Consider the following 17,436-nt stretch of genomic DNA (forward strand, 5'->3'; position numbering starts at 1 on the left):
TTTGCTTAATATTCTACTGAACCTGAATAATTGAAACAGAACCATCCGTAAATGTAGTTGTTGCTGACCCATTATATAGAAAATCTAACGTGATAGCAGTTGAGGTAGTGTCCACTAAGAACGTACCAGATACGCTCACATTAGCATCTACAGTCCCAGTAACTGATCTGCCTGAAAAACGACTTTGAAATACTAGATTTAATCTTGGTGTAACAGTAACATTTCCATTTACTGAACTAGTTGCCCTGAAAGTAAAAGAAACTAAATAAATGTGTCCTATGGCCAGTACAAAGGTCGTATTTGACGGGTGCAAAATATTAGTGCCATTAATAAATGAGGTCGTATACGAAATGGCTGTCCCATTTACTACAGATGCTACATTCACAGTAAACAGTCCGTTTTGTAATGTGCCACCTGTTCCGGTTGCCCCCGTCGCTCCGGTGAGACCGGTGGCTCCAGTGGCACCTGTTGCCCCCGTGACTCCCGTTGCCCCGGTGGCACCTGTTGCGCCTGTCGCTCCGGTGAAGCCGGTAGCTCCCGTTGCTCCTGTCGCCCCGGTGAGGCCGGTGGCTCCCGTTGCTCCTGTTTCACCTGTCGCCCCGGTGAGGCCGGTGGCTCCCGTTGCACCAGTAGCCCCTGTTTCACCTGTCACTCCGGTGACGCCAGTTGCACCAGTAGCCCCTGTTTCACCTGTCACTCCGGTGACGCCAGTTGCACCAGTTGCACCTGTTTCGCCTGTCGCTCCGGTGAGGCCGGTAGCTCCAGTGGCTCCCGTTGCCCCAGTTGCGCCTGTCGCTCCGGTGAGGCCGGTAGCTCCAGTGGCTCCCGTTGCACCTGTTGCGCCTGTCGCTCCGGTGAGACCGGTAGCTCCAGTGGCTCCCGTTTCACCAGTCGCACCGGTGACACCGGTGGCCCCAGTGGCCCCTGTTTCACCAGTCGCTCCGGTGAGGCCGGTAGCTCCAGTGGCTCCCGTTTCACCAGTCGCACCGGTGACGCCGGTGGCCCCAGTTGCCCCTGTTTCACCAGTCGCTCCGGTGAGACCGGTAGCCCCCGTTGCCCCAGTTTCACCCGTCGCTCCGGTGATACCGGTGGCTCCAGTGGCCCCAGTTTCACCTGTCGCTCCGGTGATACCGGTGGCTCCAGTGGCCCCAGTTTCACCTGTCGCTCCGGTGACTCCTGTGCTTGCTCCTAACAATTCAGAAGATACGATTCGATGAGGAGTTACAAGTTGTCCCGCGGCATTTTTTCCCCAAACTGAAATTTCAATTTGTTGTTCTGCTAAACCGGTCGTTGTGAAGACAAACTCAAAAGCATCTAGGTCTGCAAAAAAATCCATTGTTATTGCTTCATTAGGATTTACACTAATTAATTCAAGTACATATAAAGCTCTCATCCCGTTTAGGAAGTAACCCTGAATCAAAATACTTGCATCATTAACAGAGTCAGCATTATCAGCTTTAATGGTTAGCTGTTGTGTTGGCCTTGCACCACTGACCAGATTATTTTCTATCGGTCCAGTTGATAGAATAGCCATTTACTTGGTCCCTCCTTCTCAAAGGTATGTAGAGTTCATGTTCTACATAGAATATTCAAATTTTTTCTCAAGGTGTGGACGCTAAAACGAGTACAATTATTTATTCCTGCAATATATTTCTATCCATGATTAAACTAATAGATTGATTTTGTTTAAAGATAGGAATTTATATGCTTCACCCAAAATGATCCTTATCTTTCTCGCTCACTGTATCTGTAACCTTTAGCGTGTGACCAGGATGGCGGCCCAACGGCATTAAGAGCCAGTTACCGGAATTCCGGTAACTGGCTCTTAATATCGCACGCCCTATAATTGTTAAATCTACAACGACTTCATTGGGCATCATAGCCGGCCATCCATTTTCTGTCATTGTATACTAATCTTAAATACATCTCCGGCTTGACCGCCAAACACAACCATACCGCCTTGCGGCAAGACTGCTGAAGGCTCCTTGGTCACCACAGAGAAGTTAACGATCATCCCGTCGGCAGCATAGACAGCGAAGCCGCCGCTTGCCGGAGCAGTCACAGTCATTGTTTTCCCGGCTGATTTCTCACCGATCTTGAACCATATCCCTTGACCATTAGCGGGTACCGTACTGATTGATGACCGGCCTCCATAGATAGGCTGAACCGCATCTTCGCTGATATAAGCATTGCCATCGATGGTTAAATACTCCGCTTCGTTCTTCGTATAGAAATTCAAGTCAAACGCATCTCTTCCGTTCATGACCGGTATTTCAGCCGCATTGACGGCTTGGTGCTCATCCACAATCCGGGTGCCTGAGGCATACCCCTCATCCACAGCGATATTCTTCATTAGGATCGCAGGGGACAGATAAAATAATGAATTGATCTTCTCATCCAAAGCATAGTAATTTTTCCCGTTTCTCTTTTCCCAGGCCTGCTTCGTCACTGGGGTTAGAGGATTGGACTCCAGCTTCTGATATTCGTAGGTTACCATCACCATCTGGCCGGCTCCGGGGAAATCCAACTCGGCATTAAGCTTTAGGTAGGTTATGCCGTTCTTCTGCAGATCGAAGCTTACGGCGGAACGGCCATCGCTGCTCTTGAATTGCCCGTTGCCTGTATAGATATATTTCTGTGCAGGGATCAGTCCGCCTTCCAGGGCAGGCAGGTCAAGCTCCCCGTCCTTAACCGTTATGGCTGTTGTAGCGCCTACTGTGCCGTATAATCCCGAATAGGATTTCAACTCAGCGGGCATGGCCGCCTTTACCGGGGGTTCGAAGGTTGAGTCCGGCAGGAGCTTGTCAATCTTCCCGGTATCCTTCAAGTACTCCAGCAGGATATTCGAGGCGAAAATCGTATTGAAGATCGAGCTCCCGCCGGAGGAAAGTACAGCAATTGAAATATCGGAATCGGGTATTGCAGTTAGCGCAGCATGATACATAATTGTATCCCCGCCTTTGGTTAGAGCAGTGATTCCGTAATCGCTGAACGGGGCCAGGCTCACAGCATCCCAGCCCAGACCATAGCTGAAGGTGTTTCGTTCATCCGGTACCCAGATTCCATTCTTATATTCAGGCTTCTGCATAGCCTTGACGGAGGCTTCGGATAAAATATCCGTACGGTTTCCGATCAGCACTTCAGCAAACTCGGTCAATTCTTCTGCCGTGGAATAGACTCCACCGGCACCAATAACGTTGGCGTTCTCAACGGGCAGAGCCTGCTCCAGCCCCGGGAAATAGGTTTTGGCCAGCTGCTGTCTGTCAAACGTATCGAGCGGCGTTTTGGTGGAGCTTAACTGCAGCGGACGGCTCAGGTACCGGTCCAGGAATTCGGAATAGCTTAAACCGCTCACCTGCTCAATCATGAGCTCGAGCAGCTGAAAGCCATCGTTGCAATACACGGAATATTCTCCGGGATCGGATTTCAGATGTTCGGACTCCAGTCTTGACAGTAATTCATCATGATTCTGTGTGTCGTTGTCATCCAGCAGCATGCTGTTGCCATAGTGGCTGCCGTAAAGACCTGACGAATGATTCATTAGCATCCGCGGTGTGATGTCCTTATATCTGGCATCGGCCATCTTAAACTGCGGTAAATACGTAGTGAGGGGTTTATCGATATCAATGGCCTTGGAATCCGCCAGGATCATCGCCGCGGCCGAGACATGCATTTTACTGACCGAGCCAATCCCAAACATCGTATCTTTCGTGACCGGTGCCTGAGTGGCTTTATCGTACACACCGGCACCCCCGGACAGGGTGATAGAGCCTTTATCCCTGATGGCATACTGTAGTCCGCTTACCCCATAATTGGAGATGATCTCTGAAGCCAGCGCGCGGGCCTTTTCTTCCACGGTTGTCCCCTTCTCCTGTGCCGAGGCCTGGGCCATGGGGATCACTAACACCGAAGCCAATACTGCGGCAATCAACTTCTTCATCCTTATTTCCTCCTCCTGTTGCTGCTCGAAATGTAATCATGGATTCATCATACAAGCAAGAAGGAGGAAGAAGATCCGAAGTACCCTGAAACGAAAAAAACAATCCCTAAACAATGGTTTTGTCTAAGGATTGACCGTGTGAAAGGGGAGGACGACCATATTGTTAAAGACTTTGTGTCCGGACTCGATGGTCATGTTGCCACCGTACTTATCGCATATTCTGGCTATATTGGTTAAGCCGATGCCATGATACTCCGGGTCCGGCTTCTGGCTGTGCAAGGGAGCGGTCACTTTGTCCATATGATTAAGGATGTGGATGAACAGCGCAGATTCATTCGAATGAATCTGGATGAGCATGTACCGGTCCTCTGCCACCTTAACCTTCTTAGAGGCTTCTATCGCATTATCCAGCATATTGCCAAGAACGACACATAGGTCATAACGGTCAATATTTACTTCCAGCGAATAGAGCTGAAGCCTGGTATCTATTCTAATTCCGTTGGCCTGTCCAATATTAAGGGTATTCGTGACCAGAGCATCTATAACGAGATGTCCGGTGTTCACCCGCTGATAGGCGTCCTCGACTTTATTTAAGGTAACCCTGATATGCTCCAGTGCCGCCGCTGAATCATTACGTTTAATACACTCTTCAATGTAGAGGAACTGCTGGTGGGTGTCGTGAATAATCCGCTTAATGGATTTGAAGCTGTGCACCGTTTTCTCATAATTCGCATCCTGATAATTCATCTGGTGCTGCAATTGTGCATTCTCATGCATGAATTGAAATTTATCAATAATCGTATCGAAAATATAGACGACCATCACATTCAGGAACAGGAATCCGATAATCGCCATGAAATAATAGATGTTTTTCTCACTGGTGACAGTAAGTACATTGATCTGATAGATACTGACCAGGGGGACGATCAAGAAGAAAATATAGTAACGGTAAGGCAAAGAGAAGCTTCTGCGTTTGGAAATGAATCTGATCACCTGAATAACAGCAAACATAATCACACAGCTAAGGATTAATGCCTTCGTAAAGGTCAGCCGGTCCTGCCCGTTACCCGAATCCAGGGTAGTGAAATCTATGGAATCTAGACTTGAGAAAATATAAAGCGAGATAAAACTGACCATCGTCATCAAAACCGCATACAGGATAGAAAAAATGACCTTGGTCTTGATCTCCACATCATAGGATTGCGCCAAACCAAAAATCATCAGCAATGCGACACAAGAGGCTATATAGGAATTCATCGGAATGACTAAATATATGAAACAAAGCAATCCGTAAATGATGAAGTAAAGAATCCGGTTAGTCTTCCTGGCGGACTTGTCAAAGACGGAATTGAAGAAAAAATTGGTTTGAAAGCACATCACCAGCAGCACACAGAGGACGATCGGCAGGTTATATAGAATCATACGAATTACCCTTCATGATCATGAATTTGGTGTAGTAATCTTTAACCTCTTTGATCTTGGACCGGCCTATAGGAAGCTCCATCCCATTCGACATGAGAACGGAGCCGCTGGCGAACTTCTTCACATGCAGCAGGTTGATAATAATCGAACGGTGGATGTGCAGGAAGTTACTGTCTTTTAGAGCTGCGGCATAATCTGCAATAATGCCCTTGCTCTCATAGATTTGGGCTTTGGTGATCACATGCAGCTTGCTTTTTATCGTTAGGCTTTTGGCAACCTCAATCGCAATAATATCATCATATCGTAATACAACTTCATCATAACCGGATTTAATGACCATGAATTTCTTATCTTGGGCCTGAAAATATTGGCATAGCTTGGTGATCTTCTCTTCCAGGAGGAGAGGCGCTACCGGTTTGATTAAATACTGGAATGTGATGACATCGAAGCTCTCCACCATATATTGAGGGTAGCTGGTCAGGAAAATAATCTGTTCATCAAAGTGCTTCAGCTCGCGGATTCTCCGTGCCGTCTGAATCCCGTTCATTCCGCCCATCTCCACGTCAAGAATTAGAATATGGAAGGGTGCTTCGCCACGCTCATAATGAGCGGCCAGCTGCTCTCCCGAGTGGAATAACTCCATCTCGAATTCTATATTTGTCTTGATGGATAAGCCTATCAGAGTTCCTTTAACAAGCTCCCGCTGCTTCTCCTCATCATCGCATATCGCTACTCTATACATGAATGCCACCCCTTTCGTTCCGGTGCAATATCCTATAAATGTATTCATAACAGTATATAGCATTATTAATAATGACAAACAACTTCTTGGATCAAATGCATATTGGAATCCCTGGAATACAGTCGGATTGGGGGCCTTGGGGGAGGGATTGCAGGTTTTGGGTAATAACTATTATCCAGATAGAGGAGGTATACAATGAACAAACAATTATTTACGGCAGCTGCCACTATTATTCTATCCGCCTCAATTTTAGGCGCGTGCAGCAACAATGAAGTTGCAAATGAGACAGAGCCAACAGCAACAAGTATAGTTACTACGCCAGTTGCTGAAGCTACAGCCACTCCAGTACCTTCGGCCACTCCCTCAGTCACGGAGGCGCCAGCGTCCGCAGCTCCTGACCCTACTGATCCTCAGACCTCTGAACGGCCAGAGACCCGGGAATTCGGTGAACAGGAGGGTGGGGTTAGCGGGCAAACGGCTACACTGGAGCAAGGTGATGGATACTCCCTTTATATCACTGGGGATTTCACATTGAATGCACAGACTAACCGTTTATCACTTACGGAGGACCCGGCCTACTATGCGGAAATTGAAAGTTTGGCTTCTGAATACGATCTCACTGCGCTGAAGCAACAAGGTGAAACTGAGCTTTCCGCTACAGGCAGTGCTAAAGATTATAGTGGAGAATTGGTTGAACATCCGCTCGGGTTTGCAGAATTGTATTTGCAGGCTACTGGTGATAAAGGAGTAGTAGATTATATGGTATGGAAGAATCAGGAAGGTGAAGCTTTTCTTTTCCGGATACACAATCCTAAGGGCGCATTGTCCAATAAGTTTTCTCCCTGGGTAATGGTTTCCCTGGCGACACTTGAAAGAAATTAAAGTCCTGGTTCAGGATATTCGTACAATTCATACTGTTTACCCGTCAGCCTTAATGGGTGGGCGGGTTTTTTTGTTGAATATATCCCGCTTAAAGTTTGGATTCTATAGCTTATAGAAATCACAGATCAAATGAGTTCATTTGATTTTCATAAGATAACGTTGCAAAAAGCAACGATATTTAATTTTACCTCCATATAAACAATTAAAAGTTGAATTATTGCAACGATATGCTATACTAATTTCGAATACAGATGTATCAAGATATCCAGAGGAGAAGATATGATGGAACAGTATTTCTTTCAAACGGCTCGCAGCATTATCGCGGGCTGCGGCTCCTTGGAGCGGATTGTGGAGCATCTGCAAAGACTGGGATCTCTGAAATCGGTACTGCTTGTATCCCAGCCCTTTCTTCAAAGCAGCGGCACGCTGGATGAAGTTACAAACCGCCTGAAGAGCGGCGGGATCGCCGTGCACTGGAATACCGATGTTCAGCCTGAACCGACCATCGCCCAATTGGAAGCGCTCTCCGGCGCAATAGCCGAAGTTCCCTGCGATGCGATTATAGGTATCGGCGGAGGCAGTGTGCTGGATGTTGTGAAGCTGCTGTCTGTCATGAAGACCAACAGCCTCTCTGTCCGTGACATGCTGGGGACGGATCTGATTCCGAATCCGGGTATTCCGACAGTCCTGATTCCCACCACCTCGGGCACAGGCTCGGAAGTGACACCCAACGCTATTGTGACTTTGCCGGAGGAAGAGCTGAAGATCGGTGTTGTCAGCCGGTACCTGCTGCCGGCATTAGTCATTCTGGACCCGCTGTTGACGCTTGGTTTGCCGCGTGATATTACAGCCTCGACAGGAATGGATGCCTATACCCATGCGCTTGAATCGTTTATTTCCAACAAGGCCAACCGGTTCAGCGACATGTTCGCGCTTGAATCCATCCGCAGCATTTCTGCCAGTATCCTGCAGGCCTATCACCACGGAGACGACAGAAAAGCTCGGGAGGATATGCTGATCGGTTCCATGTACGGCGGAATGGCATTGACCTGCGCCGGAACGGCAGCTGTACATGCCTTGGCTTATCCGATTGGCGGGAAATTTCATGTGCCGCACGGAGTGGCTAATTCCATGCTTTTGCCGCATGTAATGGAATTTAATTTCGATGTCATTGTGGAACGGCTGGCTCTTGTAGCCGGAGCGATGGGGCTTCAGACCGGAGAGGGAAGTCAGCGGGATGCAGAGCAGGTGATCGGGCAAATCCGGCTGTGGACGCAGGAGATGAGCATTCCTCAGGATTTGACGCTCTTCGGAGCTGCGCGCGGCGATATTCCCGGGCTTTCACTCGCGGCTTCGCAGGTTACCCGGCTGATGGCTAACAACCCGAAGGTGATGACACTGGATGACATCGGTGCGGTATACGGTAAGCTGTTTCACTAAGGAATGGTTTGATGCTGCTTATTGAATGGCGGCTGGGTTATAATGGCATTAAAAAAACAAGGATGAATAGCTGCATGAAAATTAAAGCAATAGTCATTGCTCCTTACCCGGGGTTATCTGAATTAACGCTAAGTCTACAGAATGAGCTTCAGGAGTTTGAGATTGTAGTGGAGCATGGAGATCTGTCGAGGGTGCTGCCGCTGATCGGCCGCATTCACACGGAAGGCTACGATATTATTATCAGCAGAGGCGGGACGGCAAAGCTGCTGCAGAAGCATTCCTATCTGCCCGTTGTGGAAATTCCCGTTTCCGGATTCGACATATTACGGATCCTGACGCTGGTACAGGGATACAACGCCAAATGTGAAATGATCGGATTTCCCAATATCATCGAAGGCTTTATGTCCGTGTCCAGCTTGATGGAGGTCGATATTTCATACACGGTTATCCATCAGGAGCAGGAAGTCAGTGCTGCCCTGGCAGACGCCAAAGCGAGAGGCATCCAGGTTATCATTGGCGACAGCATTACGGTCAAGATCGCGGCCGAAAGCGGTCTGCAGGGCGTATTAATTACCTCCGGCAGGGAGTCATTAATGGAAGCGTTCTCGCGGGCCGGACAGCTCTATAAATCAGCCCGGAAGCTGAAGGTCAAGAATGAAATGTACGAAGCCATGCTCGGTAAGCTGGAGGACGGATATGCGGCGGTGGATCAAGGCGGCAAGCTGGAGTTCGCCAACCCTTCGTTCAAGCAGCTTCTGCGGCTTCCTGAAACAGCAGATACGCTCTATACCATGTACCCCGGTCTGCGGGAAATGCTCAGGGACGCCGGCCGGGGGGCGGACTTTGATACGGTGACATCCGTTTATGAACCGGAGCAGGGCTTGTACCTGCAGGCGCAAATACTGCCTGCCGCAGATGAACGCTTACTGTATATGCTGCATTCATCCGTTGATGAACCGGAACGCAGCGGTCTTGCCGCCAGTTACCTTCTGACGGAAGCCCCTTATTTCTCCCACCGGGAAGACGTCGGGCTGGAGACGGACTTTCAGGCTTATCCCGCAGCCGTATATGGCGAAAAGGGCAGCGGGCGCAAGCGTTACGTTATCAACGCCGCCCTCTCCGAATCAAGGGACGGCATTCTGCACCTTAATATCCGGAGATCATCGGAAGAGGTGCTGAAAGCCATGATGGAGCTGATGCTGTACGGCGGCGGGCGCGTTACCGCCATAGAAGGGGCGGAATTGCTCTCTGCCAAGCAGCAGAGGGAACTGGCTGAATTCATTATCAAGCGCAAGATGAAGACGGTGTTTCTGTTTGACAGGGATCCGGAGGTGCTCGCTGCTGAGGACCGGCTGGCCGGCAAGCTGCTGCGCAGCTTACAGGACCGGAGAATCCCGCTTCCGGCCCTGCGGGATACGCCGTGGCTGGAACGCAGCATCCGCGCCTGCCTGATCTGGACGAATGAACGCCAGGGCAAGCAGATTGCCGGTATCCGGAGCGAGGTCATGGAGGCGCTTCTCGCGCATCCGTGGCAGGGTAATTTCACCGAATTGCGCACGGTGATGGATCTCTTTGTAGCGGCATCCACGGGGCCGTTCATTGAACCTGAGGCGCTGGCGCTGCTGGAGGAAGGAAGCCGGAAAGCACGCAGCGGGTTAGACACGGTGCCCGGCAGGGAGGAACTGAACCTGTATCAGCCGCTGGAGGACATTGAACGGGATATCATCCAGACCGTCCTGGAGCAGGAGAATATGAACCAGTCGCTGGCCGCCAAGCGGCTTGGCATCAACCGCTCAACGCTGTGGCGCAAATTAAAAGAGGATTGACAGGGCGGCTGCTCCCTGAAGCAGCGTTCTGCTGTATATGTGTAATTGCTGTTGTATGGAGGGGGTTAGAAAATGAACATCGCCGTCATCGCGGATGACTTGACCGGGGCGAATGATACGGGGGTGCAAATGGCCCGTCAGGGCTTGTCCACTTCTGTACTCCTGGAGCTTAAGACGGGCGGCGGGAAACAGGAGGCTGTTGTATTTGATACCGACAGCCGCTCTCTTCCTCCGCAGGAGGCTTATCAGAGAGTCAAGGATGTATGTCTGTTTCTGGGGCGCGGCGGAGAAGCTACCTCTCCTGTCATCTATAAGAAGTTTGATTCTACGCTGCGCGGAAATATCGGCAGTGAGCTGGACGCGGTTTATGAGACGCTGCAGCCTGATTTCATTGTTATTGCCCCGGCTTTCCCGAAGGTGGGACGCACGCTGACAGAAGGAATTGTGTATGTGAACGGGATGCCGCTGCACGAGACGGAGATGGCCAATGATCCCAAGCATCCGGCAACGGAATCGGCCTTCTCTGCCATTCTTGAGCGGCAAAGCCGTTATCCGGCCGCCCTTATTCCGCTGGAACTGCTGAGAGGCGGGCGGGCTGCGCTGGATAAGCGGCTTGCCGGCTGCCGCCAGTCCGGCATTCCTTACCTTGTGTTCGATGCGGAGCAGGAAGAGGATCTGGCCTTGATCGCTTCCTTGTTCCCCGGAGGACCGGGAGGTCCGAAAGTGGTATGGGCCGGTTCAGCGGGTTTGGCCGGCGCATTAACAACGCAGATTCTCTGCAGCATTAGGGAAGCGCCGAAGCAAGCGGGAGCTGGTGTTGTACTGGAGAGGACGGACAAAAGCCAGGCAACCCACTGGGAAAATACCTTGTATTCAGATCCGAAATCTGTGCTTATTGTAGTGGGCAGTGTCAATCCGTGGTCGCGCCGCCAGCTGACCGAGCTGGTGAAAGAAGACGGTGTCTCTGCTCTCGTGGTTGAATCGGATAAGCTGCTCTTCCCGGGAACATGCGCTGTGGAATTGAAGCGTGTCCGTGAGCTTGCAACCGGTATCATCTCCCGGGAGGGAAGGCATGTGGCGCTCTATACGCCGGGCGATCCGGAAGAGGTCGACCGTGTCACTGAGCTTGGGCGCTCCGGTGGTCTGAGCGCTACGGAAGTAGGAGAGCGCATCAGCGCAGCGCTTGGCCGGGTGGCTGCTGAGATTATCGCCGAGTGCGGTATCCGCCATATGGTACTAACCGGAGGAGATACCGCGAAGCAGGTCTGCCACCATTTAAGTGATGTGGAGATTAAGCTCATTAATGAGGTGGAGAACGGAGTCCCGCTTGGGCGGACGCCGGGTGAATCCGGCAGATATATTATTACGAAAGCGGGGGCTTTCGGAAGCGATCAGGTACTGGTACGCTCCGTGAAGGCTCTGCAGAGAGAGGTGTGACATGATGAAGCCGATTATTGCCATTACTATGGGGGACGCGGCCGGTATCGGTCCTGAGATTATTGTAAAGGCGTTATCGCACCCTGATATTTATGAGGTGTGCCGCCCGCTCGTTGTCGGTGACACCGGAACGCTGGAGAGGGCGGCTGCCATCTCTAGCCGGGATGCAATGAAGATTCGCCCGATAGAAGGAGTCGCAGAGGCGCTTTTCCAGCACGGGATCATTGACTGTATCAATCTGAAGCTTCTGCCGGATGCCGTTCCTTACGGGCAATTGTCCGCAGCGGCGGGAAATGCAGCCTTCCATTATATTGCCAAGGCTGTTGAGCTGGCGAAGTCCGGTGAAGTCCAGGCCATCTGTACCGCCCCGCTGAATAAGGAGGCGCTGCATAAGGGAGGGCATCTCTATCCCGGACACACCGAAATTCTGGCCAAGCTGACAGAGACGGAGGATTTCTCGATGATGCTGTCCACCGGCCGCCTCAAGGTTATTCACCTGACGACCCATGTCGGGCTGATCAAGGCTGTGGAGTTGATTACGCCGGAACGGACGTATAAAGTGCTGAAGCTGGCGGATCAGGTGCTGCGGGCAGCAGGGAATAATCATCCGCGGATTGCCCTGTGCGGCATCAATCCCCATGCAGGGGAGAACGGGTTGTTCGGAAACGGAGAGGAGGAAGAGAAGCTGGTTCCGGCCGTAGAGAAAGCGCGGATGGAAGGAATGGATGTATATGGTCCTGCTCCGGCGGACACCCTTTTTTACAGGGCCATGCGGGGAGACTTTGATATTGTTGTCGCCTGCTACCACGATCAGGGACATGCGCCCATTAAGGTGCTGGGCATAGAGGACGGCGTTAATATTACCGTGGGTCTGAAGGGCGGGATTATCCGTACCTCTGTTGATCACGGCACAGCGTTTGATATTGCGGGAAAAGGCATTGCGGATGAGAAAAGCATGCTGGAGGCGATCCGTTCGGCTGTTGAACTGGCCCCGAAGCAGACGGTTTAAGCATCAACATACCGGGAAGGTTTGCGCTTGAAATAGATCTGAATGAATCTGAATGAATAACAGGAAGGGACTGGGAACCATGCTGGAAGTGAAGGGAATTATACCTGCGATGGTCACTCCGCTGGATCAGCGGGAGGAGATTGACGAGAAGGCACTGCGGAAGATGGTGAACCGTTACATTGATGCCGGAGTGCACGGGCTGTTTTGCCTGGGGACCAACGGTGAATTCTTTAATCTTTCTTTTGAAGAAAAGCTGGAGGTAGCGCAAATCGTCATTGATGAGGCCCGCGGCCGTGTGCCCGTATATGCAGGTGCAGGCTGTTCCGGAACACGCGAGACCAGCCGTCTGGCGCAAAGACTGGAGCAGGCGGGAGCGGACGCACTTTCCGTGATTACCCCTTATTTTCTTACCTATACGCAGGCTGAGCTGCAATACCATTTTGAAGCTGTGGCAGGGGAAACATCGCTGCCCCTTGTGCTGTATACGATTCCGGTCCGTACAGGCAATACCCTCAGCGTGCAGACTGTGGCCAGGCTTGCGGAATTGCCGAATGTGGTCGGCATCAAGGACAGCAGCGGCAGCTTCGATAACATTCTGCAGCTGATCGACCGCACACCGGAATCCTTCTCCGTGCTTGCCGGAACGGATTCGCTGATTTTGTCCACGCTGATGGCGGGCGGCACAGGGGCTATTGCGGCAACGGCCAATATTTTCCCGGCCACAGTGGTGGCCATTTATGAGTATTGGCGCCGCGGTGAATATGAGCAGGCAGAGCAGGCGCAGCGTGTCCTCCGCGGTTTGCGGGCAGCCTTTGCGCTGGGTACCCTGCCTTCCGTGCTGAAAGCGGTGCTGGATGAAATCGGCTTGCCGGCAGGTCCGGCCCGGCGGCCGGTAGCTCCGCTCACCCCCCAGGCCTTGGAGGAGGTGCGCCGTATGGTGGCCGATTATACAGCGAGAGGGTTATTGTGATTTTTCGGCCTATTGTATTGCAAATTGCAACTCCTATTAAAAATCAGTAGCACAAAAAAGATTTTGTGCGCAATTTTCCATGAGGTATAGCTATTTTTTCATTAATTTTATACTTGGGTCATGAGATACTACTTCTGAAGACACTCTTAGTATTTCAAATTACACTTCGAGGGGGAACTAATAATGAGAAAAAAGAAAGCGTTTTATTTAGTCTTTGCCGCTCTGCTTGCTTCAGGGTCTGTGCTGGCCGGCTGCTCACAAAATACAAAAACGAATACTGCTAACAACGGCAACAGCGGGGCGGAAGGAAGCAGCAGCTTTTCTTATTTGATGCATGATAAATTTATCAACTGGCTGAAGGAAGACAAGTGGTATCCGCATGTGGAAACGGCAACAGGCACGACCGTTGAATTTGTTCCCGGCGGCTCTAACGATGATGAGTACTACGCTTCCGTGGACCAGAAAATTATTAGCCGTACCTTCCCTGATTCAGGTATTGTTTCCGTTTCACAGGCTACCGTATACGGTGCCCAAGGCGCGTTTGTCGACCTGGCTCCTTATATCGAAGAGTTCGGGCCTAATATCAAGAGCTATATCGAGAAGAACCCCAGTTACAAAACGTTGATTACCGATAAGGACGGACAAATATTCGGACTGGTTGCCGAAGCTCCGCGTTTTGCAGACTTCATCTTCTACCGCGCCGATCATTTCGAGAAGGCCGGCATTACCAAGGCTCCGCAGACGATTGATGAGCTGACCGATGCGATGCGCAAATTGAAAGCGTATTACGGCAAGGATGATAAGAATTACTATCCGATGGTCGGCCGTGAAGGCTATATCCGCTTCCAGAGCGCGTTCAATGCAGCCGCGAATTACGATGACGGCATATCCAGAGGGGTGTACGGCAACGGCAAAACGGGCACTGACCTGTATTCCGACGGATACAAGAAAATGGTGGAGTGGTATAAAACACTTTACAGCGAAGGCTTGATCGACCCTGAATGGGTGGCAGGCTCCGGTACGGAGGAAAGCTGGGAATCCAAAATGCTTACAGGACAAGGCTCCATCAGCTATGACTACCTGACCCGTCCATCCTGGTTCATGGATAATGGAGGACCGGACAACGATCCGGACTACAAGATTGCCATCCTGCCTTATCTGAAGGACCTGAACGGAAAGCCTTCCGTGCAGACAACGGAAACCCAATACAACACCCTAAGAGCAATGGTTATTAACGCAGACAGTAAAGACAAAGCAGAGACGATTATCAAATTCCTGGACTATCTCTATTCCGATGAAGGACAGACGCTGGTTTCATGGGGCGTTGAAGGGGAAAGCTATAAAGATGAGGGCGGAAATAAGCAGTACACAGTGGACTTCACGGAGCAGGAAGCAACGCCCGCCGGAGAACCGCGCTGGTCTTTCCTTAACGACCGTCTGACCTTCGTCAAGCCGATTGACAACGACGCGTTCTACTCCTGGAATACAGAGCTTGTACGCAATGCTGCACTGGAGCTGTTCACAGACGAAAGTCTGAAAACCGGTGTACAGGTGACCTACTCGGCTGATCAGGCTAAACAATTGGCTGATCTTTCCGCTAAGGTCAATGAGGCGGTTACCGCAGGAGTGACGGAATTCGTCAACGGCAAACGCCCAATGAGTGAATGGGATGCCTTCCTCGGTGAAATGGAAACAGCAGGATATAAGAAGATTGTAGCCCTACAGCAAGAAGCTTACGACGCCATGTACAAGTAAACAACAGCACTGGCCGCGCCTTCCCCCCGGAAGGCGCGGCACCTAAATACAGGGTACAAATTCAGATCAAATGGGTGGTGGAGAAAGTGATAACAAGTGACAGAATGACGCCTCTTCCCCGAAAAACGGGGATGCGCCGTTTTCTCGCCTATATGAATACGAACAAGCTCCTGCTGCTCATGCTTTTGCCCGGTTTGATCAGCCTGGTATTGTTCAAACTGGCTCCGCTGGGCGGGATGATTATCGCTTTTCAGGATTTCAGCGCTTTTCGCGGGGTGCTGGGCAGTCCGTTTGTCGGTCTGGAGCATTTTCAGCGTATCTTTGAAGACCCGTATATATGGACCCTTGTCAAAAATACGCTCATTCTCGCTTTCTATTCCCTGCTATTCACGTTTCCCATTCCGATTCTGTTCGCCTTGCTGCTGAACGAGGTGCGGGTCCGCTGGATTAAAGGAAGCGTGCAATCCCTGAGCTTCTTGCCTTATTTCATCTCTTCGGCCGTTATGGTCAGCATTCTGTACACGCTGCTCTCGCCTTCGACCGGCCTGGTTAACGACATTCTGGCCCGCTTTGGCCTGGACACCATCTACTTCATGGCAGAACCAGGATGGTTCCGCAGCAACTATGTACTGCTCCAGGTATGGCAGACCTTCGGCTATTCGGCAATCGTGTATATTGCTGCAATGGCAGCTATTGATCCATCCGTCTATGAATCTGCTTCGCTGGACGGTGCCAGCCGCTTTCAGCAAATGTTTCATATCACGCTCCCTTCCTTGAAGCCAACGCTTGCCATCATGCTGATTATCAGCGTCGGCAACATTTTCACGGTCGATCTGGACCGGATTTTGCTTATGTACAATCAAAGCGTCTATGAGACGGCTGATGTCATTCAGACTTATGTATACCGCCTGGCCTTTGCCAGCACAGGGTTCCCGGAATACAGCTACGGCACGGCAGTCAATCTGCTGAAATCGCTGGTTGCTTACGTTCTGGTTGTCGGAACCAACAAGCTGTCCACTAAATATTCCGATACACGGCTATTCTGAGAAAGGAGAAGGATGATGAGAACAAAGATCAGTCTGTTCGACATCTGCAACAATATTTTTCTGCTATTGATCGCTCTTGTCTGTACGTATCCTTTCCTGTATATATTCTTTCTCTCCATCAGTGACGGAAGAAGCATCGCCTCAGGAGACGTCGTGTTCTTTCCGAAGAACCCTAACTTTGAAGCTTATCAATATATTTTGACGAACTCCAGTCTCGGCATTCTCCGCGGGCTGCTGAATTCGGGCATCTATACGGCGATTGGTACAGTTGTTGCGCTTATGCTGACGTATATGACGGCCTATGTGTTGTCCCGCAAGCAGATTAAGGGCCGTTTTCTGATCATGAGCCTGTTCGTGTTCACCTGGGTATTTGAAGCGGGAATTATTCCGGCATATATTGTCTTGAATAAGCTTGGTTTTGTGGACAATTGGCTGGTCATGATTATTCCCAATGCGATCAATGTACAATTTCTGATTATTACCAAGACCTTCCTGGATGGCCTGCCAACAGAGCTGGAGGAAGCAGCCAAAATCGACGGCGCCAACGATTTTCAGGTTATGAGCCGTGTCTTTCTTCCCATTTCCAAACCGATCCTGGCCACAATCGGCGTCTTCTATGCCGTGTTTATCTGGAACCAGTATCTGATGCCGCTCATTTACCTGCAAAATCCGAACCTGCAGACAATTCAGGTTATGTTAAAAAGACTTGTCATCAGCTCGGGCGATTCCAATACGGCCTTCCGCACGATTATCCAGGACGGCATTATGCTGAACCCCGGCAACCTGAAGGCAGCGGCCATCTTCGTAGCGATGGTGCCGATTGTGCTGATCTACCCGTTTGTGCAGAAGTACTTCAAGAAAGGGATTCTGCTTGGCTCTGTGAAGTAAGCCACTTAATAGAAGAATAATTTATGTGTGAAACCTATAAATTCATATATTTTAACTAAAGGAGTGCATTATGTTAAAT

The 17,436-nt window shown here is 50.5% G+C and carries 13 protein-coding genes; 9 read left to right on the plus strand and 4 right to left on the minus strand.

What is annotated here, in order from left to right:
- Window positions 1–13: 13 nt before the first annotated feature.
- The 4 genes from MHI42_RS30010 to MHI42_RS30025 form a co-directional block, all read right to left on the minus strand.
- Window positions 14–1,195, minus strand: a complete 1,182-nt coding sequence (locus MHI42_RS30010; RefSeq protein ID WP_342421524.1) for a collagen-like protein — start codon at window positions 1,193–1,195, stop codon at window positions 14–16.
- Window positions 1,196–1,900: 705 nt separating this feature from the next.
- Window positions 1,901–3,940, minus strand: a complete 2,040-nt coding sequence (locus MHI42_RS30015) for a serine hydrolase domain-containing protein (RefSeq protein WP_342421525.1) — start codon at window positions 3,938–3,940, stop codon at window positions 1,901–1,903.
- 123 nt (window positions 3,941–4,063) lie between these two features.
- Window positions 4,064–5,362: an ATP-binding protein gene (locus MHI42_RS30020; protein WP_342421526.1), complete on the minus strand. Its 1,299-nt coding sequence runs from the start codon at window positions 5,360–5,362 to the stop codon at window positions 4,064–4,066.
- Window positions 5,349–6,104 carry a LytTR family DNA-binding domain-containing protein gene (locus tag MHI42_RS30025; protein ID WP_342421527.1) on the minus strand — a complete coding sequence of 252 codons (756 nt, stop codon included), beginning with the start codon at window positions 6,102–6,104 and terminating at the stop codon, window positions 5,349–5,351. The genes MHI42_RS30020 and MHI42_RS30025 overlap by 14 nt, the downstream gene beginning before the upstream one ends.
- 195 nt (window positions 6,105–6,299) lie before the next feature.
- On the opposite strand from MHI42_RS30025, the gene MHI42_RS30030 reads away from it, so the two are divergent.
- The 9 genes from MHI42_RS30030 (at window position 6,300) to MHI42_RS30070 (ending at window position 17,357) form a co-directional block, all read left to right on the plus strand.
- The gene (locus MHI42_RS30030; protein ID WP_342421528.1) at window positions 6,300–6,986 is read left to right on the plus strand and encodes a hypothetical protein; all 687 of its coding nucleotides are present in this window, start codon (window positions 6,300–6,302) and stop codon (window positions 6,984–6,986) included.
- 279 nt (window positions 6,987–7,265) lie between these two features.
- Window positions 7,266–8,426, plus strand: coding sequence for an iron-containing alcohol dehydrogenase (locus MHI42_RS30035; protein WP_342421529.1), 1,161 nt, complete (start codon window positions 7,266–7,268; stop codon window positions 8,424–8,426).
- Between the two features lie 74 nt (window positions 8,427–8,500).
- Entirely contained in the window at window positions 8,501–10,252 is a 1,752-nt protein-coding gene (locus MHI42_RS30040) for a PrpR N-terminal domain-containing protein (RefSeq protein WP_342421530.1), read from the plus strand.
- Window positions 10,253–10,324: 72 nt separating this feature from the next.
- Window positions 10,325–11,689, plus strand: a complete 1,365-nt coding sequence (locus tag MHI42_RS30045; RefSeq protein WP_342421531.1) for a four-carbon acid sugar kinase family protein — start codon at window positions 10,325–10,327, stop codon at window positions 11,687–11,689.
- A 4-nt stretch (window positions 11,690–11,693) separates the two neighbouring features.
- Window positions 11,694–12,698 carry a 4-hydroxythreonine-4-phosphate dehydrogenase PdxA gene (gene pdxA / locus MHI42_RS30050; protein WP_171720113.1) on the plus strand — a complete coding sequence of 335 codons (1,005 nt, stop codon included), beginning with the start codon at window positions 11,694–11,696 and terminating at the stop codon, window positions 12,696–12,698.
- Between the two features lie 52 nt (window positions 12,699–12,750).
- On the plus strand, window positions 12,751–13,668 hold the full coding sequence (gene dapA / locus MHI42_RS30055; protein WP_342421532.1) for a 4-hydroxy-tetrahydrodipicolinate synthase: 918 nt from the start codon (window positions 12,751–12,753) through the stop codon (window positions 13,666–13,668).
- A gap of 183 nt (window positions 13,669–13,851) precedes the next feature.
- Window positions 13,852–15,423, plus strand: a complete 1,572-nt coding sequence (locus MHI42_RS30060) for an extracellular solute-binding protein (protein WP_342421533.1) — start codon at window positions 13,852–13,854, stop codon at window positions 15,421–15,423.
- A 152-nt stretch (window positions 15,424–15,575) separates the two neighbouring features.
- A complete protein-coding gene (locus MHI42_RS30065) occupies window positions 15,576–16,469 on the plus strand; it encodes an ABC transporter permease subunit (RefSeq protein ID WP_218639446.1) in 894 nt (297 codons plus the stop codon).
- Between the two features lie 12 nt (window positions 16,470–16,481).
- A complete protein-coding gene (locus MHI42_RS30070) occupies window positions 16,482–17,357 on the plus strand; it encodes a carbohydrate ABC transporter permease (RefSeq protein WP_171720073.1) in 876 nt (291 codons plus the stop codon).
- Window positions 17,358–17,436: the final 79 nt, after the last annotated feature.

The sequence above is a fragment of the Paenibacillus sp. FSL E2-0178 genome (assembly GCF_038593005.1).
Lineage (GTDB): Bacteria > Bacillota > Bacilli > Paenibacillales > Paenibacillaceae > Paenibacillus_AQ > Paenibacillus_AQ phytohabitans.

Bases quoted from the DNA above. Each gene is read 5' to 3' on its own strand.
- MHI42_RS30015 (WP_342421525.1), bottom strand. From the start codon at position 3,940: ATGAAGAAGTTGATTGCCGCAGTATTGGCTTCGGTGTTAGTGATCCCC.
- MHI42_RS30020 (WP_342421526.1), bottom strand. From the start codon at position 5,362: ATGATTCTATATAACCTGCCGATCGTCCTCTGTGTGCTGCTGGTGATG.
- MHI42_RS30025 (WP_342421527.1), bottom strand. From the start codon at position 6,104: ATGTATAGAGTAGCGATATGCGATGATGAGGAGAAGCAGCGGGAGCTT.
- MHI42_RS30030 (WP_342421528.1), top strand. From the start codon at position 6,300: ATGAACAAACAATTATTTACGGCAGCTGCCACTATTATTCTATCCGCC.
- MHI42_RS30035 (WP_342421529.1), top strand. From the start codon at position 7,266: ATGATGGAACAGTATTTCTTTCAAACGGCTCGCAGCATTATCGCGGGC.
- MHI42_RS30040 (WP_342421530.1), top strand. From the start codon at position 8,501: ATGAAAATTAAAGCAATAGTCATTGCTCCTTACCCGGGGTTATCTGAA.
- MHI42_RS30045 (WP_342421531.1), top strand. From the start codon at position 10,325: ATGAACATCGCCGTCATCGCGGATGACTTGACCGGGGCGAATGATACG.
- pdxA (WP_171720113.1), top strand. From the start codon at position 11,694: ATGAAGCCGATTATTGCCATTACTATGGGGGACGCGGCCGGTATCGGT.
- dapA (WP_342421532.1), top strand. From the start codon at position 12,751: ATGAATAACAGGAAGGGACTGGGAACCATGCTGGAAGTGAAGGGAATT.
- MHI42_RS30060 (WP_342421533.1), top strand. From the start codon at position 13,852: ATGAGAAAAAAGAAAGCGTTTTATTTAGTCTTTGCCGCTCTGCTTGCT.
- MHI42_RS30065 (WP_218639446.1), top strand. From the start codon at position 15,576: ATGAATACGAACAAGCTCCTGCTGCTCATGCTTTTGCCCGGTTTGATC.
- MHI42_RS30070 (WP_171720073.1), top strand. From the start codon at position 16,482: ATGATGAGAACAAAGATCAGTCTGTTCGACATCTGCAACAATATTTTT.